Origin of the sequence: Sulfobacillus thermotolerans, assembly GCF_039623705.1 — a bacterium.
In the GTDB taxonomy this organism is placed as follows: domain Bacteria; phylum Bacillota; class Sulfobacillia; order Sulfobacillales; family Sulfobacillaceae; genus Sulfobacillus; species Sulfobacillus thermotolerans.
Genome location: NZ_CP133983.1, coordinates 1,114,488 through 1,130,496, shown reverse-complemented (window position 1 = coordinate 1,130,496; position 16,009 = coordinate 1,114,488). Strand labels below are relative to the sequence as shown.

Here is a 16,009-nt window from a genome sequence, read left to right as displayed (position 1 = left end):
GTCCCATTCTACCATTAGTTAATTATTGTTGTATACAAATATTTCTTTTAAAAATCTTTCATCAGGGTGACGACAACATGCTGGGCCAATGCGCGTCCGAGCGCAATTTTACTGGGGCCAACCAACACAATAACCGGCCCCTTCGGCAATTGCTGGTGCACCGTCAGCACCCGACCTGGAACAATGCCCAGGCGAATCGCTTGCAAGCGGCTGTCAGGCAACAAAATCTCCGATACCAGCACTTGTTGGCCTGGCTTTACCTCATCGAGTGTCACCGTGTACCCTCCGCGTCAGGAGGTCCGCTTGTGGCCGCAACCGTGGTCGCAGGTGCCTTATATGCAAGGCGGGCAACCAATGCGGAAATCTCGTAAACTAAATAGATGGGAATCGCCATCAATGTCATCGACAACGCATCAGGGGGCGCTAAAATAGCAGAAATAAAGAAGGCTAATAAAATCGCATAGCGGCGGTAGCGCCGAAACATGATAGGCTGCACCAGACCCAAGTGTGCCAAGACCCCAGACACCAGCGGTAATTCGGCCACGATGCCAAAAGGAACTGACAAATCAATAATAAAGCTTAAAAGACTTCCAAGACGCCACATGGGTTGGATGCCGTGCCCCGTAAAGGATAGCATCACATGCAAGACAATCGGCACAAAAACAAAATACCCGGCCGCTGTGCCTACCAAAAATAAAACCAGACCGGGTCCTACCACTACGCCCACAACATGACGCTCCACAGGCGTTAGCCCGGGCAAAATAAACGACGCCACTTCATACAAAATCAATGGCGACGTCAAAATCAGCGCCATTGCAAAATCTAATTTAATGAGCGCAAAAAACGCTTCGGTGACGCCCGTCACAATGACGTGATGCACCGGCGTATGCTGAATAATCCAGTGCAAGACGGGACGCGTAAAGAAAAACCCTACTAAAAAAACCACCGCAACCGCTCCCAAGATGACAAAGAGTCGGTTGCGGAGTTCCGTTAAGTGTTCCGTTAACGTCATCTCTCTATCGTTCATAGCCGCTCCTCTACCGCAACCTAATGAGGGTCCACCAACCCGCGCCGAATCGCATAGGCGGCGGCTTGCACACGATTTTCAAAGTGCAGTTTTTGTAAAATGTTGCGGAGGTGATTCTTAACCGTGTTTTCCGAAATAAACAACCGGGTCGCAATGTCTCGGTTAGAAAAGCCTTCTCCAACCAATTTCAATACTTCGAGTTCACGCGTGGTCAACTGGGTTTGCTGGCGTTCAACGTCATGAGACGAAAAGGCACGGATAATTTTCAACGCCACATCCCCGGAAATCGATGCCTCACCCCGAATTTGCGCCGACAACTCTTCGAGAAATTGCTCAGGATCTAGATGTTTGAGTAAGTAGCCCTGTGCCCCAGCCTTAACGGCTTCAAACAATAAATCATTCTCATCGCTAGCCGTCAACACCACAATCTTCACATACGGCATTTGTTCTTTGATAATCCGTGTGGCTTCCAAGCCCCCGCCACCCGGCATATTAATGTCCATTAAAATCAAATCGGGCATCAATTCTTCGGCCAGTCGCACCGCTTCTTCGCCTGTTTCGGCCTGCCCTACCACTTCAAGGTCGGGACGGCTGGACAATAATGACGCCATACCGGACCGAAATAATGCATGATCATCCACCAGCATAACTCTTGCCTTTTCCACCAAGCTCTCCTCCTTTGTCACCATCCAACTGATACGATATCGTAACTGTCGTTCCTTGTCCAGGCACAGACTGAATCGATACCTTTCCACCAAAAGTTTGGGCGCGTTCTTGCATAATGCCTAGCCCAAAATGATGAGTGGGGCGGTCCTGACTCACAATAAATCCTTTCCCATCATCTTGGACCACAACCTCAACCCTATCTCGTTGCATTTCCGCCCGAATATGCACATGTTGGGCTTGGGCATGCTTGCGAACATTGGCCAGAGATTCCTGAATAATGCGCAAGATCTGAACGGACGCCATATCGCTCCAAGGTACCCCGTCGTTCGGCAACGCGGTGACTTCCACGGCAATATGACTGCCCTCTTCGAAATCTTTGGCCAACGTCCGCACGGCTGGCCAAAACCCCTCTTCTAGGCGCTTTCCCGCACGCAAGTCATAAAGGGATTGCCGAACTTCAGAATATGACTTATTGACAGCGGCGCGAATATCTTCAAGTTCTACCTTTAGCTCGTCAGTTCGGTTAGCCTCGAGCAGTGTTTTGGCTTGATAGACCTTGAGATTAATGACCGCCAGACTTTGCGCCAACCCGTCATGCATTTCCCGTGCCAAGCGTTCTCGTTCTTGCAACGACAACATCGCATCCTGATATTGCCGCCGTTCCCGTTCGATTTTTTCAATCACATCAAACACATAGGACGAAAAACCCGCCGCCCCCACTAAGGTCACGGCTACCGCTACCAAGCTCACCCCCGCTGGAGGCAGAATCTGACGCAAATAATAAAATCGGACCGTCTCCGCTATGGCGACAAAGAGCGTGGGACCGATAGTCGTTAGCAGTTTTAGCCTGCGATACCGTCTATGGTCATCATAGCCCATGTTCGTTCCTCCTTGCCGCACCATCTATTCCTGACTCGTATATTTTACCTATACCATGAAATAACGGTAAAGGGGCTAGGTAGATCCTTGGAAGCAGTCCCAAACACCTATTCCCGCGCCTTAGTCGTCCGCAGCCACGCCATGCTGCCAAAAATAACGACATTCCCGGTGTACACGGTCAGGCTGGTCCAATAAAGCCAAATGCCCACTACGAGGCAACACCTTAAGCGTTCCCTGTGGCAGCAACTGACACACCGCGTCGGCCTGAGCGGCATCGGTACGCGTATCTAAAGCTCCCACCATCACCAGCGTCGGCACAGACACGGCCGGATAAATCCGTTCGTTTGATTCGGTGTAAATGATGCGCATCGCCTCTAAATACCGCTGCACATTACAACTGCCCAGCTCAAGGGCTAAGTTTTCTTGAATTTCCCCCGAAGCGTACATCGTCAGGGTATTGTGTGCATATTCACGCGCAAATGCCGCCATCCCATTCGTCTCCAACTGTTGTTGTCGCTTCGATACATCCGCCTCTTGCCCATAAAATCCCAAAGTAGCGCCGATAACCGTTAAGGATCGTACCAGACCGGACGGATTTTGTACGGCAGCACGAGCCATCACCCATGTTCCTAATGACACCCCCAACAAATGCACGGGCATATTAAGCGCTTGGACAATATCGGCCACATCATGCACCCAGTCAGACATGGTCGGTTGCCATTCGGTATGGTCTCCAATTCCCCGGGGATCCCATGTCACCATGACAAACTCCCGTGACAAGGCGGGGACCATGCGGTGAAATAAAAAGCGTCCCAATCCCAGACTCGGATGGCACAACACCGCTTCATGCCCCTTGCCATAGACATAATACGTCAATCCTGTGGCCGTCCGCATACGACGCTGGTCCACCCCTTCCTTCCAAAGACTCATGGCTTGTCCCCACCATTCCATAATTTGAACGCTAGACGATAGTCCTCTGGGGTGTCAATATCTATAGCCGGATTAGGACGCCCCTCGATGGTCCGCAGAAGCCGGCATTCTGGAGCCAACGACGCTAACACGGGGCCCAATCCTGCATCTCCTTGTGCATCGCGAGTCCATCCCATCGCTTCCGCATCCAGCAGCACGGGATGCCCCACTTGCCCATTATAATAGGGACGCACAGCATGACACGTCTTTTCCCTGCATAAAAACCCTTCGAGTACAAAGTCGATATCATCCGCCGTAATAAAAGGTTGATCCGCTAAAAACACCGCCGCCGCGGCGCCGGGCCACCGGTACGCAACCCGCTCAAGCCCTAAACGCAAGGACCCAGATAAGCCGCGCTCCGGGGCCGGGTTAAAGACATAGTCCACACCGAGCTCCTTCGGCAAGACCTGGTGATGAACAACCACAACGGGCATTCCCACAGCCTGAATGGTTTCCACAATGTGGCCTAGCACCGTGCGGCGGCCCCACGGCAACAAATATTTAGGGCGCCCCATCCGTGACGAAAGACCGGCCGCCAACAGCACCGCGACGACGCGGGCAGGAGGCTTACGTCTCTGCTCGGGCTGTTCGGTTGTGCTCATCGCCACCGGTCTTCCCTTCCGTTCGAGGCTGACCCAATCGACCTCACCCATCAATTTTGTGAGCACGTTTGGAAATTTCACTAAAAAATTGTCCTAAAATGACACTCGACGCGCCCGACAGCACTTTTTGAGCCACTCCTGATGAAGGAGATCCGAATTGTCCTTCTCCCTCATAGTGTAGATCCGTTTGCTGTCCATTTCCACTAGCCGTCAAGGTAATCCTCAGATCCATCTCGATCGTTCCTGCCGGGCCGTTCCCACTAAGATGGAGATGGTAGAAAACCGGAGCCTTAATCTGGTCAATCTGCATGGTGCCGGCATATTTCCCTTTAAATCCGGGAATCCCTAACTCCATCTCTACATGGAAAATGTTGTCGCCTTCGGGTGTCATACGTTTTAACCCCGGCATCGCCTCCACTAACACCGCCGGATCCATCAGCAACCCAAACGTCGTCTCAGCCGTCGCGTCGATCACTTTGTGGTTATCTATCTCCATGCGCATCCCCCTTAAGCCAACTGAGAGCATATCTAAGCCCCAAGGCCGCTATTGACGCCCTTTTAGGTATATTCATGAACCGTAGTACTTAGTGCTGTTTCCTGTTTTTGCCCACGAACGCCTGACATGGTAGGATAGCGATATCACACCCTGTGGGATAAGGAGGGTACACCCGTGCGACTGTTCAACGTGGAACAACAATTAGAAGAGCGGTTTGAGGCATTTCTGGAGCCGCGTATTGAACGCTGGTTCCGCAAGTTTCTAGACTCCCCGGCAGGAGAAGAGCTAATTTCCGGCATTCTCGCGGATGTCATGGTATCTTGGATGCGTCCTGGATCTTCCGAAGGCCACAGTTATTTAGAAGGCATTGTCTTAGACCTCGTAGGCCGTCTTAAGGATAACCCCGAGTTTCGTACCCGTCTCTTAGCCATAGTGACCGCCAAAGAAAGTCCCAAGTCTTAAGTGTCAAGCTTGGCGTTTGTTCGAAGCCCGCCGATACTTTTTCATCAAGGTTTCACGGTCCATGACCAACAGGACCGGATGGAGCCGCAAAAATCTATGGAATGTCCGCCATCCTTCAGAATGATAAATGGCCATGAGAAAGATTAAATAGACCCACATCGTCCATTTGCGAAACCCCGATACGGGGACCCGATCAAACCCCAACTTCTCAATCGCGCTCGTCGCATCCAACAACGTAATCCCGCCCACCACTTCAATATGCTGGTATTTGGGATGTTCATCCACATACTGCGCGAGATCGCTAAGCGAACGCATTACAGCATGAAAAGCTCGCAAACCTCCGGCTCGGCCCGCGCTCATTTGAGACAAGGCCGGATTACCAAAATGGATTTCTCCCATAGGGTCACCTTTGCTTACCGTACGCCCCGAACTCAGCGTGATAGACGGGTAGGGAAAGCGGATATAGCCCAGGCGGAGAACGGGATCCCCTCCTAAAGATGAAGCAATAGTATCAATGTCCCAGCTGCGCGTAAATCGGGTTTCCCACCACGTCCACCACCGCCGCAATTCCGACACTTCCGGTTTTAAGTCAGACACACGGACTGGCTCCATGCCTAATTTTCTAAGTTGCGGGATCATCATTGCCACCGCTTGGGCGGTCGCCGTCCGGTCTCCCCCCGCATCGTGCATCACAACAATGGCTCCCGGCTGCGCTAACTGAGTCACGTAGTGATCAATAAATTCGGCCGTGCGTCCCGGCTTCCAATCATCTGGTGCAATGGTCCATAGCACACGGCGCAACCCCAGTTGATGGGACACCCAGTAGGTCATAAGATTGAAATGTCCCCACGGTGGGCGGTATACAAGCGGCCTTACACCCGTAATTTGCTCAATAATTTCAATCCCTTGCTCCAATTCTTTCCGTACACTCCACGGCCAGAATAAATACATCGAGCGATGCTGAAACCCATGCAGTCCAATTTCATGCCCGCCTTGTACGATAGCCTGAAGCACTTCGGGATAATGACGCGCGCGCTCAGCAACAACAAAAAAAGTCGCATGAGCCCCGTGCGTATTCAAAGACTCTAAAATGGCCGCCGTATCGGCTCCCGGCCCATCATCAAACGTCAGCGCGATTTGGTGGCTATCCCTAGCCCCAAGCGCCCCTTTCCACTGCAACTGATGCCAGAGCAGATCGGGAATGAGATAGAGGATGGCCCATATCACGATTAGTAACCCAATAATCCAACCCATGAATCCAGCAATCCCCCTATGTTCATCGCCGGCGCTTCTTACACCGATATTTTGTCTTGCACGCGAAATGATGCGTAAAAGGTGCCCATGATGAGTAAAATGATGGCTGAGGCTACAAAGGGTAGCCAAATTCGGTACGCAAACAACCGAGTCCCTAAAATAGGACCCACCGACATGCCAAATCCTTCAATGGTCATAAACACACCCCAAAGCCATCCCTCGATCTCCTTAGGGATGAGTTCCGCTAAAAATGCGTTCCAGGATGGCAAGATCATCGCATACGAGAGCCCTAAAATACCCCCAAAGACGATCAATTGAAAGAAGTGGCGAAAAAAGGCAATTCCCAATAAAGCACTACCGGCAACGAAAAATCCGCCCACAAGGGGAACCCGCAAGCCAAAGCGGTCCGTAATTTTTCCCATGGGGACGAGTAAGATCACGGTAAAAGCGCCACTGCCCAATAACAATTCGGCAAATTCTACGTGACTGAGGTGTAATACCCGCGTTGTAAACGGCTGCAAAATCGGCAACATTAGTCCGAGGGTCATATTTTGGACAAAGGTACCAGGAATCACCCAGCGAAACCGCCACAATGTTTTCCATAGGGGGTGGGACTTCAAATGCTGCTCATGAATGTGGGTCAAACGTGGGTCAGAGACCATGATGGTCACCGCAAAGGCTACCACGTCCGCTATCACCAACAAAAGAAATGCTGTACGGTCCCGTCCCCCCAAGAGAAAATTAATCAGCACCGGGCCCAACCCTGAACCGGTTAACCATGCCGCAAAGACCACGCCCATCATGGACGCCCGCCGTTCGGGCGCGGTGAGTCGATTTGTCCCCGTCACGATAGCCGGCCAATGCGTGGCCGTCCCCACGCCTAACAGCGCAACAAACACAATAATCATCGCCGGCTGCGTCGTATTCATCGCCCCAATAAGGGACAAGCACTCAATCGCCAAACCAATCGTCAACACCCGCGGTACTCCGATATGGTCGACCAGCCAGCCCGCAGGCCCTCTAAAGACCGTATCCAAAAAATAGTGGCTCGATAGGGCCCACCCGACAATGGTCAACGAGGCGCCTAAGGGGCCGGTCACGTAGGCAGGAAGCAACGAAATAATGAGAGCACCGCGGGCAAATTCCGCTAATCCCAATATCACGAGCAATAATGTCTGCGGCAAAGACATCCGCTCACGCTGGAGCATGAGCTTCCTCATTTTGCAGCGCCAAATAGATTTGTTGTGCCACAATCTGCGCAGCGTCGGCATGACCTAACGCGCGCGCTTGATGCGCCATGGATTTCAGTTCCCAAGGGTGTTCTAACAAATGCGTCACGATCTCCCCCAAATCCTCTTCACTATGCGCTCGACGCCCTGCGCCATTACGCACCAAAAATTCGGCGTTGGCGTCCTCTTGGCCCGGAATGGGCCGATAAATGATCGTGGGCAGCCCTCGACATAGCGACTCCGTTGTCGTAAGCCCTCCTGCCTTGCTAATGAGCAACGAGGATATCGCCATCAATTCGTGGACATTATTCACGTAGCCTAGCACGACCATAGGATTCGCCGCCTGCGGCAAGTATTGTTTGGCCAAGTTCATCCGCACGGCTTCATGGCCAGCAATCACAATGGTTGTATGCGGTACCCGCACTTGATCCAGAATCTTAAGGACTTGAACATATTCCCCGATGGGCATATAAGCGCCGCCCATAAATAATAAAATCGGCAAAGTAGCATCCACGTTTAACGACGCTTTCACCCGTTCGATATCGACCTCTTCTTGAAAGCGCTCATCCACCGGAATTCCCGACACCATAATTTTGCTGTCAGGCACCTTACGGTCGAGTAATTCGTTACGCATATCTTCGCTACCGACGAAGTACATGTCAACGGCGGGATGAATCCACTGCGAATGAACGCTGTAATCGGTCATCACCACAAAGTTAATGGCGTCGAGCTTGCCCTGCTGCTTCATGAGATGAATGCCGATTTCTTGATAGCTGAGGTAGCACGGCAAGACCGCCGCCATCGTTGCCGGCCAGGTGCGGCTCCACGCCGTTCGCACCAAATGGTCCGTATATGCGATGGTCGCTAAACCAGGCACTGCCCTGCCCAGATCCGCGGCCGACACGCCAAATGCTGGCAACAGCGAAGCATGGAGCGCTGTTTCCACAGTCGTCACATTCTCCGCGTGGCGCAAGAGCGTTTCTGTCCATTCCCGTCTCGGAGCACGCGACGCGGCAACGGCGAGTGTGGACAAAAAATCCCCTAGATAAAGAGCATCTTGCGTCAAAAAATACCCAAACTGCCGATGTGACACGGTGCCCTCCCCGATTCCGGCGACAAATGGGTGGTGAATCAACTGCTGCCATTGATCCTTAGCCGAATCTTTTAATCGGTTTACCATCGTCATGGGTCTTCACCCCTTTATTAGTGCTCTCTTAATCTGCGGCACGCTTCTTGTTTGTCCGCTGCTTGCCAGACAGCAGAGATGACGGCAATTCCGTTAACCCCGCACTGCCACACCGCCCCTGCATTCTCCAAGCTAATGCCTCCAATGGCCACAACCGGTGCCATGGCCTGTGCGACCCTAGTCCATTCTCGAAGCTTACTTGTGCCCACAGCCGGGCCAGCATCAGATTTTGATGCCGTCGCAAAGACCGGCCCCATACCAAAATAGTCCGGGGGACTAGCCTCAGCCGCCAACACTTCTTGTAGCGAACTGACGGATAACCCGACCGTCAACTGCGACGCTAACGTTCTCACCATGGAGACGGGCATGTCGTCTTGCCCCACATGAACCCCATCGGCTCCTAACGCTAAAGCCACATCGACCCGATCATTGACGATAAACGCCAACCCATACTTCTGACATAATTCCTTGAGCATGCGCCCACCGTCTATTAACTCGCGTGTTGACCGGTCTTTGCTGCGCATTTGCACGACCGTCGCTCCTCCCAGAGCGATGGCTTGCACGCCACTCCTTAAGGATTCTTCAGACAAGGCAAACGGGTCCACCAAAACGTGCAAACTTAAATCCATGGCGATTGCCCCCAGTGGTGAAGCAATGGCCCATGTCCGTGCCCAAGCCCCGGAGCATGACGAATGCGGCGCACTTGTAACATACTCCTTGGCAGGTATGCAAGGTCTCGATTCGCGGAGCCGATAGCCATGTTTCACGGCCCTCATGCAGCAATAAATCCACCGCCTCTTCGTCCGCCAAATGACCGCCTTTGATCAACACAAAGGGGACCCCCAAATTCTCTAGAACATGCGCAGCCTTTTGCATATCGGCACGGGTTTGCACAGGAAATCCCACTAACGCCGAGGCTTCTGGCAAGTTGGGAGTCACGACGGTGGCAAGGGGCAACAGTACATCACGCAAAGCCTTTTCCGCGCCAGGATCGAGAAGGGGTGCCCCTCCTTTGGCGCGCATCACGGGATCAAGGACCACAGGAATGCCAGGCCATTGGCGTAGCCGCTCTGCGACTACCTCAATGATGGGCTTCGAAAACAACATGCCAATCTTGATAGCATCTGTACCCAAGTCCCGGGTGACGGCGTCGATTTGCGCCCCCACGACTTCGGGATCCAACGCTTGGACACGTTCAACACCAACCGTGTTTTGCACGGTGATGGCAGTAATCGCCGACATTCCAAAAACAGAAAATGCCATAAAGGTTTTCAAGTCGGCCTGAATGCCAGCCCCGCCCCCCGAATCCGATCCTGCAATCGTCAAAGCTCTCGCCATCATTTGGGCGATCTCCCGGCGGCTAAAGCGCCAAAAGCCGCCCAAAACGGGTCAATGCGCGGATGTACCAAGGGCATCCGTCGCCCATGAGCCTCCCGCCACATGCCCTCAGACGCTGGACGCATTTCCCCAATGACTGACACGTCAATGCCTTGCGCCTTTAATGCCCGCATCACTTTATCCACCGCATGGGGTTTGACCGTTAGCAACAAGGTGCCCTCGCTAATGGCAATGAGAGGGTCGATGCCGGTCAGATCGCAAATGGCTTTGGTCTCTTCCCGCACAATCACCGCCTCATCACGCATCACTACGCCTAGCCCTGAGGCTTCGGCAATCTCATACACGCCACCCACAACCCCGCATTCGGTGGCATCATGCATCGCCGTCACGCCCTGGGACCGAACCCCTTGTGCAGCCGCTGTTAAGGCATCTGTTACGACAGTCATCTCATCAAATAGCGCATCGGCCCGTGCCCAGAGATCATGCCCCAGATGCTGACGGATATAATCAGGAAATGTTGCAGCCATTAGACCGGTTGTTTCAATGGCTGCGCCTTTGGTACATAGCAACAGATCACCAACCTCAGCCATGGCCGTCGTGACGTAGCGATCTTCCGGCCCAATACTCATCACAGTGGCCCCTCCCACCATAGGGAAATCGCAACCTTCGTAACGCGCGGTATGGCCTGACACGACAGCAATGCCCAATGATTGACATGTTTTAGCAAAGGCTTCCCAGAGCTTTTGAAAATCTTGCGTAGTAATGGTAAGGGGGAGATTTAAGTCAACCGTCATTAACGAGGGCGGAAGTCCAGACGTAGCCGCATCCGACGCCAGAATATGAACGGCAAACCAAGCCGCCCGTTCCCATCCATAAGCCGGCACTATAAAAACCGGATCGGTCGTCGTCGCCATTACGGTTCCCGGAGCGACCCGAGTAATCGCAATGTCCACGCCTGAACGCGGTCCAACCAACACTTCAGGCCGGTCTTGTCCCAAATTGGGATAAACATAGTCCCGAAACACTTCCGGAGAAATTTTTCCCATTGCTGGCATTTCTGACTTTCCCACAACGTTCCTCCATTCACCCATCGCCGAATGATGTTTCAGACTAAAAGGCCGGCCACAGTTCCGAGATGCCCGGCCTCTTTGCTCGCTTCGGCGTCATTTTTTGGGAACTGACATCACCTTGTAGCATAGCATCAAGCGAAAACGAAAAGAAGTATAAAACCGCATACGTCAGCGTAGAATTGGGGCTGTCTCAAAAGGCTCTTACCCTAACTTTTCTCCCACTTTACCCCTAAAAACCGGGAAGAAAGTGAATCTTTTCCTCCACTACGCAGGGTAAAACGGGCAAACTTTAGGGACGGCATTACCGCCGACATACCTTTTGAAACAGCCCCGTAAATGCAAACGGTTTTTCGATTATTGGTTGTCAGGCCCCGCTCGCACCAAAACTTCCTAGATTAGAGCTGGGCCAACCCAACACGATTCTTTACAGCCTTATTGACTTAACACGGGGTAGGTGCCAAAACGGCGAGACCACTCCGCGTGGGAAGCCCCAGCCGACCACGCGGCGTTTAATGCATCCACCGTTCCGACCGCATCGATCCAAAACCGATAGGCAAACGGCGCCCCCGGTCTCGGCCGCGACTCCACCTTAGACAAATTGATGCCCGCTTTTTGAAACTCCTGCAAATACGCAACCAACGAGCCGGGTTCGTCTGGCAAATCCACAACCCCACTGGTTTTGGTTAATCCCAGCGGCGATTCAATAGTCAGTTGCTTTTGACTCAGCAGCCAAAACCGTGTCCGGTTATCCGGATGGTCCTGAATTCCCGTACGGACAATGCTCAAGCCGTATATTTCGGCCGCCCTTGGACTGGCAATCGCCCCGGTATCTTCCCGGGGATTTTCGAGCAACTCCTTCGCGCTTCCCGCGGTGTCTAAGGCCACTTCGACCGCGAGCCCATGCTCTTGGCAAAATTTTTGACTTTGCATAAGCGCCTGGGGATGCGACCGAACCCGGCGCAGGCGCGACAAGTCTTGATGTCCATAGGCCATCAACGCTAACTCGACGGGCTGGACAGCTTCCGCCCAAATAGATAATGGGGCAGAAGCTGTCAACAAATCCAGCACATCATACACGGGGCCGCGGTAGGCATTTTCAATTGGGAGAAGCCCTACCGCGTTTGGGTCGTCCAATAGCGCTTGGAATGTCAACGCAAAAGTCTCAAACCCTTTAGCTTTTGCATGCGGCCAATGCGACAAAATAGCGGCTTCACTAAAAGCCCCCGGCGAGCCTTGATAATAAATCACGGGCACAGCTGTCATGCGGTCGCCACATTTTTATCATAAACGGGAACTCCCGTCGAACGGGAATACCGTTTAAACGCCTCGAGTGTCTGCTTCGTAATTGGACCAACCATTCCATCCCCAATCACACGCCCATCACATCCGACCGCCGGCACAATTTCTGCAGCTGTCCCCGTTAAAAAGCACTCATCGGCATTGTACAGGTCATGCAGGGTCAGGTTTTGCTCACGGCAAGGAATCCCCATGTCACGCGCCAACTCCATAACGCATTGGCGGGTAATGCCGTTAAGAATTCCCGCATAGACGGGAGGAGTCAGTAGCTCGCCATTTTTGACAATAAAAATGTTGTCGCCTGTACCCTCCACCACGTAGCCTTGGTGGTTCAATAAGACTACCTCTGGTAGCCCGCGCAAGTTCGCCTCAATCTTCGCAAGAATGTTGTTGAGGTAATTGAGGGACTTAATTGAGGGATTAAGCACATCGGTCGCTGGGCGCCTCGTGGAAACCGACGCTAGTTGTAGGCCATTAAGATACAACTCTTCCGGATATAGGGCAATCCGGTCCGCAATGATAATCACACTAGGCACAGGACATTTGTTAGGATCTAATCCCAAATCGCCTTTACCGCGTGAAACAACCAAGCGAATATAGGCATCTTGCAAATTGTTTGCGCGCACAGTAGCGCACACGGCCTCGGATAATTCCTCTTTTGTATAAGGAATTTCCAAAAGAATACTTTTGGCGGAATCGTAAAGCCGGTCAAGATGCTCGGCGAGTTTAAATACACGTCCTTCATATGCCCGAATGCCTTCAAAAATCCCATCCCCATAAAGAAACCCATGATCAAACACGGATACGCGGGCCTCACTACCGGGTACCATTACTCCGTTAAAATAGACCTTTAGTTCATCCATCCCATGTTCCTCCTGTTTTGCAAACGTCACGATGCTGTTATCCTTCTAGAACCATTGATAATGGCTGCCCCGCTGGGACCATTGGAAAAACATGTTCATCCTGTGGCACCCGAACTTCAAGCATAATCGGCCCCTCGATCGTCTCCATGGTTTGTAAGGCTTCTTCCAAGGCCTCTTCAGAATTCACACTAAAGCCTGGGATACCAAATGACTGTGCCAGTCGCACAAAGTCCGGATTCAACAAGTCGACACCAATACGGCGTTGGCCATGAAAAAGGTCTTGCCACTGTCGTACCATGCCATGTCCCTGATTATTAAGGACAATCATCCAGATGGGGATCTTGTATTGGGCCACGGTGCCCATTTCTTGCAAATTCATCTGAAAGCTCCCGTCTCCCGCCAGAAGGACCACACGGTGGCCTTCAGCAGCAAACTGTGCGCCCATCGCCGCGGGAAACCCATAACCCATCGTTCCGGCGCCTCCTGAGGTGAGAAAAGTCCGTGGCTTTTCCCGGCGGAGATATAAAGCGGCCCACATCTGATGTTGACCAACCTCCGTCACCACAATGTCCTCAGCTTGGAGATGGCGATTGACGATTTCCATCACCTTGGGCGTCGCGATACTCCCGTCAGGAGCCGTAGGGGGACGCAGGGGATGATCCTTTTTCCATTCATTAATGGTCGCCCACCACTCCTCGTTGGTGCGCGCGGGAACCATTTCGACAAACTTCGGTAGAATGGTTCGCAGATCTCCACGAATGGCAATGTCTGCCGGAACCAATTTACTCAGTTCTGCCGCATCGACTTCCACATGGATAATGTGAGCATTCGGAGCAAATTCATCCAGTTTGCCCGTGACGCGATCGTCAAAACGCACTCCAAGGGCTAAAATAAGGTCCGCATTTTGAATGGCATTGTTCGCATACCACGTGCCATGCATCCCCAACATCCCGAGCGCCAATGGATGGGTGCTAGGAAATGCTCCCACTCCCATCAGAGTATGAGCAACGGGACATTGATAGGTTTCGGCAATTTGACGCACATACTCCTGGGTCCCGCTTGAAACGACACCGCCGCCAATGTATAGTAAATGTTCTTAGGAAATTCCACCACCACTGGGCCAGGACGGCCACGCCGTGCGGTCTCATACGCCTCAATTAAGACATCGGCCACCTGACTGGGATCTGAAATACGCCAACTGTGTTTTACCACAGGCATTGTCATATTAAACAAATCCGCCTCTTGGAAGGCATCGGTACCAATGAGGGTGGTTGGCACTTGACCAATCAACAAAACAATCGGCACAGAATCGGTCATAGCGGTCACAAGACCAGTAATGACGTTAGTCCCTCCCGGGCCCGAAGTCGCCATGGCAATGGCGGGTTTTCCGGTCACACGGGCATAACCATCGGCCGCGTGAATCGAAGCTGCTTCATGACGAGACACCACAAATTCAATGGGGTTGTCTTTGCGGGTTGCTAACGAGTCTACTAAAGGAAGAATGGCGCCGCCTGGCACACCAAACACAACCGTTGTACCGAGTTTCGACAAAACTTCCCACGCCAATTCTGCACCGGTCATTGCTGTCTCCTCCTCTGCCAAATGTCCTTTAACCGATTGCCTACAGCCTCCGTGAATTCTTGCGTCGTGGCTTGACCTCCCAAGTCAACGGTTCGGGGCCCTTCGCTTAACGTCTGGGTCACAGCCTCGCGAATCAGGTGCTCGGCGTCGTGTTCTTGCCAACTCCATCCGACAAGAAATGCGAGGGATAAAATGGCTCCTGTGGGATTCGCGCGGTTTTGTCCAGCAATATCGGGGGCCGAGCCATGAACAGGTTCGAATAGTCCACGCGTGCCTGGAGTTCCGGCCACAGACAAGGAACCAAGAAGTCCAAGAGACCCCACCAATCCCCCAGCTAAATCACTTAAAATATCGCCAAAGAGATTTTCCGTCACCACGACTTGGTAATTTTGCGGATTGAGTACCATATCCATAGCTGCAGCATCAACATATCGGTGGCTAAGCGGCACGTCGGGATATTGACGAGCCAGTTCTTCCGTCACTTCACGCCATACTCGGGAGCTTTCCAATACATTGGCTTTGTCCACAGACGTCAATGTCAAACCGTGGTCCTTAGCGTATTGAAAAGCCAATTGTATAATCCGCGTCATTTCGGATTTACGGTATTGTAGCGTATCAATGACTTCCAAGTCTCCTGGTAAAAACCGCCGTCCCCGTGGCTGCCCAAAGTAAAGGCCACCTGTCAATTCTCGAAAAATAATGCCATTCATCACAGGATGTCGTAATGGAGATAAATGCTCGAGACCGGGAATCATTTCGAACGGTCGTAGATTAGCCCACAGTCCCATGTATTGGCGCATGTCGAGCAACCCTGCCTCTGGACGCCTTGGCGCGTTATCCCACTTGGGTCCTCCAACCGCTCCCAACAATACAGCAGAAGACCGGTCAATCGCCTGCTGCGTCGCCTCCGGAAACGGATCGCCGTATTGGTCGATGGCAGCACCGCCAATCGCGGCATGATCCACTTCAACCTGCCAATCTTCCAGCTTCGCCATAATTTCCAGAATCTTCAATGCAGACTCCGTGACCTCGGGCCCAATTCCATCTCCAGCCAACACTAGTAATTGGTGACTCGCCATGATGTCCTCCTT

General features: G+C 52.5%; 19 protein-coding genes. 1 reads left to right on the top strand and 18 read right to left on the bottom strand.

The features are described from left to right. Positions 1-47 precede the first annotated feature (47 nt). From ORD20_RS05775 to ORD20_RS05745, 7 genes are all read right to left on the bottom strand, one after another. Positions 48-275 (bottom strand): FeoA family protein, encoded by a 228-nt coding sequence (locus ORD20_RS05775; RefSeq protein ID WP_103376592.1) that lies wholly within the window; start codon positions 273-275, stop codon positions 48-50. Beyond that, on the bottom strand, positions 272-1,027 hold the full coding sequence (gene tatC / locus ORD20_RS05770; protein ID WP_103376593.1) for a twin-arginine translocase subunit TatC: 756 nt from the start codon (positions 1,025-1,027) through the stop codon (positions 272-274). Before tatC ends, ORD20_RS05775 begins: the two co-directional genes overlap by 4 nt. A gap of 20 nt (positions 1,028-1,047) precedes the next feature. Further along, positions 1,048-1,692, bottom strand: a complete 645-nt coding sequence (locus tag ORD20_RS05765; protein ID WP_242968632.1) for a response regulator — start codon at positions 1,690-1,692, stop codon at positions 1,048-1,050. Next, on the bottom strand, positions 1,661-2,572 hold the full coding sequence (locus tag ORD20_RS05760; RefSeq protein ID WP_103376595.1) for a sensor histidine kinase: 912 nt from the start codon (positions 2,570-2,572) through the stop codon (positions 1,661-1,663). The genes ORD20_RS05765 and ORD20_RS05760 overlap by 32 nt, the downstream gene beginning before the upstream one ends. Before the next feature lie 120 nt (positions 2,573-2,692). Continuing rightward, positions 2,693-3,502: an alpha/beta fold hydrolase gene (locus ORD20_RS05755; RefSeq protein ID WP_242968633.1), complete on the bottom strand. Its 810-nt coding sequence runs from the start codon at positions 3,500-3,502 to the stop codon at positions 2,693-2,695. Then, positions 3,499-4,224, bottom strand: a complete 726-nt coding sequence (locus ORD20_RS05750) for a nucleotidyltransferase family protein (RefSeq protein ID WP_103376596.1) — start codon at positions 4,222-4,224, stop codon at positions 3,499-3,501. Before ORD20_RS05750 ends, ORD20_RS05755 begins: the two co-directional genes overlap by 4 nt. Beyond that, on the bottom strand, positions 4,187-4,639 hold the full coding sequence (locus ORD20_RS05745; protein WP_158246375.1) for a CoxG family protein: 453 nt from the start codon (positions 4,637-4,639) through the stop codon (positions 4,187-4,189). Before ORD20_RS05745 ends, ORD20_RS05750 begins: the two co-directional genes overlap by 38 nt. 174 nt (positions 4,640-4,813) lie before the next feature. On the opposite strand from ORD20_RS05745, the gene ORD20_RS05740 reads away from it, so the two are divergent. Beyond that, the gene (locus tag ORD20_RS05740) at positions 4,814-5,101 is read left to right on the top strand and encodes a hypothetical protein (protein ID WP_103376598.1); all 288 of its coding nucleotides are present in this window, start codon (positions 4,814-4,816) and stop codon (positions 5,099-5,101) included. Positions 5,102-5,104: 3 nt separating this feature from the next. Here the strand turns inward: ORD20_RS05740 and ORD20_RS05735 are convergent, their stop codons facing one another. The 11 genes from ORD20_RS05735 to leuB all read right to left on the bottom strand — a co-directional run bounded on the left by ORD20_RS05735 (position 5,105) and on the right by leuB (position 15,997). After that, on the bottom strand, positions 5,105-6,355 hold the full coding sequence (locus ORD20_RS05735) for a polysaccharide deacetylase family protein (protein WP_103376599.1): 1,251 nt from the start codon (positions 6,353-6,355) through the stop codon (positions 5,105-5,107). A gap of 38 nt (positions 6,356-6,393) precedes the next feature. After that, on the bottom strand, positions 6,394-7,563 hold the full coding sequence (locus ORD20_RS05730) for an MFS transporter (RefSeq protein WP_103376600.1): 1,170 nt from the start codon (positions 7,561-7,563) through the stop codon (positions 6,394-6,396). After that, a complete protein-coding gene (locus ORD20_RS05725) occupies positions 7,550-8,770 on the bottom strand; it encodes an MGDG synthase family glycosyltransferase (RefSeq protein WP_430626593.1) in 1,221 nt (406 codons plus the stop codon). The genes ORD20_RS05730 and ORD20_RS05725 overlap by 14 nt, the downstream gene beginning before the upstream one ends. Before the next feature lie 17 nt (positions 8,771-8,787). Beyond that, positions 8,788-9,399, bottom strand: coding sequence for a thiamine phosphate synthase (thiE, locus tag ORD20_RS05720; protein ID WP_103376604.1), 612 nt, complete (start codon positions 9,397-9,399; stop codon positions 8,788-8,790). Further along, on the bottom strand, positions 9,353-10,111 hold the full coding sequence (gene thiD / locus ORD20_RS05715; RefSeq protein ID WP_430626592.1) for a bifunctional hydroxymethylpyrimidine kinase/phosphomethylpyrimidine kinase: 759 nt from the start codon (positions 10,109-10,111) through the stop codon (positions 9,353-9,355). The genes thiE and thiD overlap by 47 nt, the downstream gene beginning before the upstream one ends. Further along, positions 10,108-11,178, bottom strand: coding sequence for an AIR synthase family protein (locus tag ORD20_RS05710; RefSeq protein ID WP_103376606.1), 1,071 nt, complete (start codon positions 11,176-11,178; stop codon positions 10,108-10,110). Before ORD20_RS05710 ends, thiD begins: the two co-directional genes overlap by 4 nt. Positions 11,179-11,610: 432 nt before the next feature. Further along, positions 11,611-12,441 carry a prephenate dehydratase gene (locus tag ORD20_RS05705; RefSeq protein ID WP_103376607.1) on the bottom strand — a complete coding sequence of 277 codons (831 nt, stop codon included), beginning with the start codon at positions 12,439-12,441 and terminating at the stop codon, positions 11,611-11,613. Then, positions 12,438-13,337 carry a branched-chain-amino-acid transaminase gene (gene ilvE / locus ORD20_RS05700; protein ID WP_103376608.1) on the bottom strand — a complete coding sequence of 300 codons (900 nt, stop codon included), beginning with the start codon at positions 13,335-13,337 and terminating at the stop codon, positions 12,438-12,440. The genes ORD20_RS05705 and ilvE overlap by 4 nt, the downstream gene beginning before the upstream one ends. Before the next feature lie 37 nt (positions 13,338-13,374). Continuing rightward, complete coding sequence (locus tag ORD20_RS05695) at positions 13,375-14,379, bottom strand: thiamine pyrophosphate-dependent enzyme (protein WP_430626591.1); 1,005 nt, start codon at positions 14,377-14,379, stop codon at positions 13,375-13,377. Further along, positions 14,331-14,918 carry a thiamine pyrophosphate-binding protein gene (locus tag ORD20_RS05690; protein ID WP_430626590.1) on the bottom strand — a complete coding sequence of 196 codons (588 nt, stop codon included), beginning with the start codon at positions 14,916-14,918 and terminating at the stop codon, positions 14,331-14,333. Before ORD20_RS05690 ends, ORD20_RS05695 begins: the two co-directional genes overlap by 49 nt. Next, a complete protein-coding gene (gene leuB, locus ORD20_RS05685) occupies positions 14,915-15,997 on the bottom strand; it encodes a 3-isopropylmalate dehydrogenase (protein WP_103376610.1) in 1,083 nt (360 codons plus the stop codon). The genes ORD20_RS05690 and leuB overlap by 4 nt, the downstream gene beginning before the upstream one ends. Positions 15,998-16,009: the final 12 nt, after the last annotated feature.

Excerpts from the sequence above, each read along its gene's own strand:
- ilvE (WP_103376608.1), bottom strand. The coding sequence starts at position 13,337 with ATGGATGAACTAAAGGTCTATTTTAACGGAGTAATGGTACCCGGTAGT.
- tatC (WP_103376593.1), bottom strand. The coding sequence starts at position 1,027 with ATGAACGATAGAGAGATGACGTTAACGGAACACTTAACGGAACTCCGC.
- ORD20_RS05690 (WP_430626590.1), bottom strand. The coding sequence starts at position 14,918 with ATGACCGGTGCAGAATTGGCGTGGGAAGTTTTGTCGAAACTCGGTACA.
- ORD20_RS05735 (WP_103376599.1), bottom strand. The coding sequence starts at position 6,355 with ATGGGTTGGATTATTGGGTTACTAATCGTGATATGGGCCATCCTCTAT.
- thiD (WP_430626592.1), bottom strand. The coding sequence starts at position 10,111 with ATGATGGCGAGAGCTTTGACGATTGCAGGATCGGATTCGGGGGGCGGG.
- ORD20_RS05745 (WP_158246375.1), bottom strand. The coding sequence starts at position 4,639 with ATGGAGATAGATAACCACAAAGTGATCGACGCGACGGCTGAGACGACG.
- leuB (WP_103376610.1), bottom strand. The coding sequence starts at position 15,997 with ATGGCGAGTCACCAATTACTAGTGTTGGCTGGAGATGGAATTGGGCCC.
- ORD20_RS05730 (WP_103376600.1), bottom strand. The coding sequence starts at position 7,563 with ATGCTCCAGCGTGAGCGGATGTCTTTGCCGCAGACATTATTGCTCGTG.
- thiE (WP_103376604.1), bottom strand. The coding sequence starts at position 9,399 with ATGGATTTAAGTTTGCACGTTTTGGTGGACCCGTTTGCCTTGTCTGAA.
- ORD20_RS05755 (WP_242968633.1), bottom strand. The coding sequence starts at position 3,502 with ATGAGTCTTTGGAAGGAAGGGGTGGACCAGCGTCGTATGCGGACGGCC.
- ORD20_RS05760 (WP_103376595.1), bottom strand. The coding sequence starts at position 2,572 with ATGGGCTATGATGACCATAGACGGTATCGCAGGCTAAAACTGCTAACG.
- ORD20_RS05705 (WP_103376607.1), bottom strand. The coding sequence starts at position 12,441 with ATGACAGCTGTGCCCGTGATTTATTATCAAGGCTCGCCGGGGGCTTTT.
- ORD20_RS05725 (WP_430626593.1), bottom strand. The coding sequence starts at position 8,770 with ATGACGATGGTAAACCGATTAAAAGATTCGGCTAAGGATCAATGGCAG.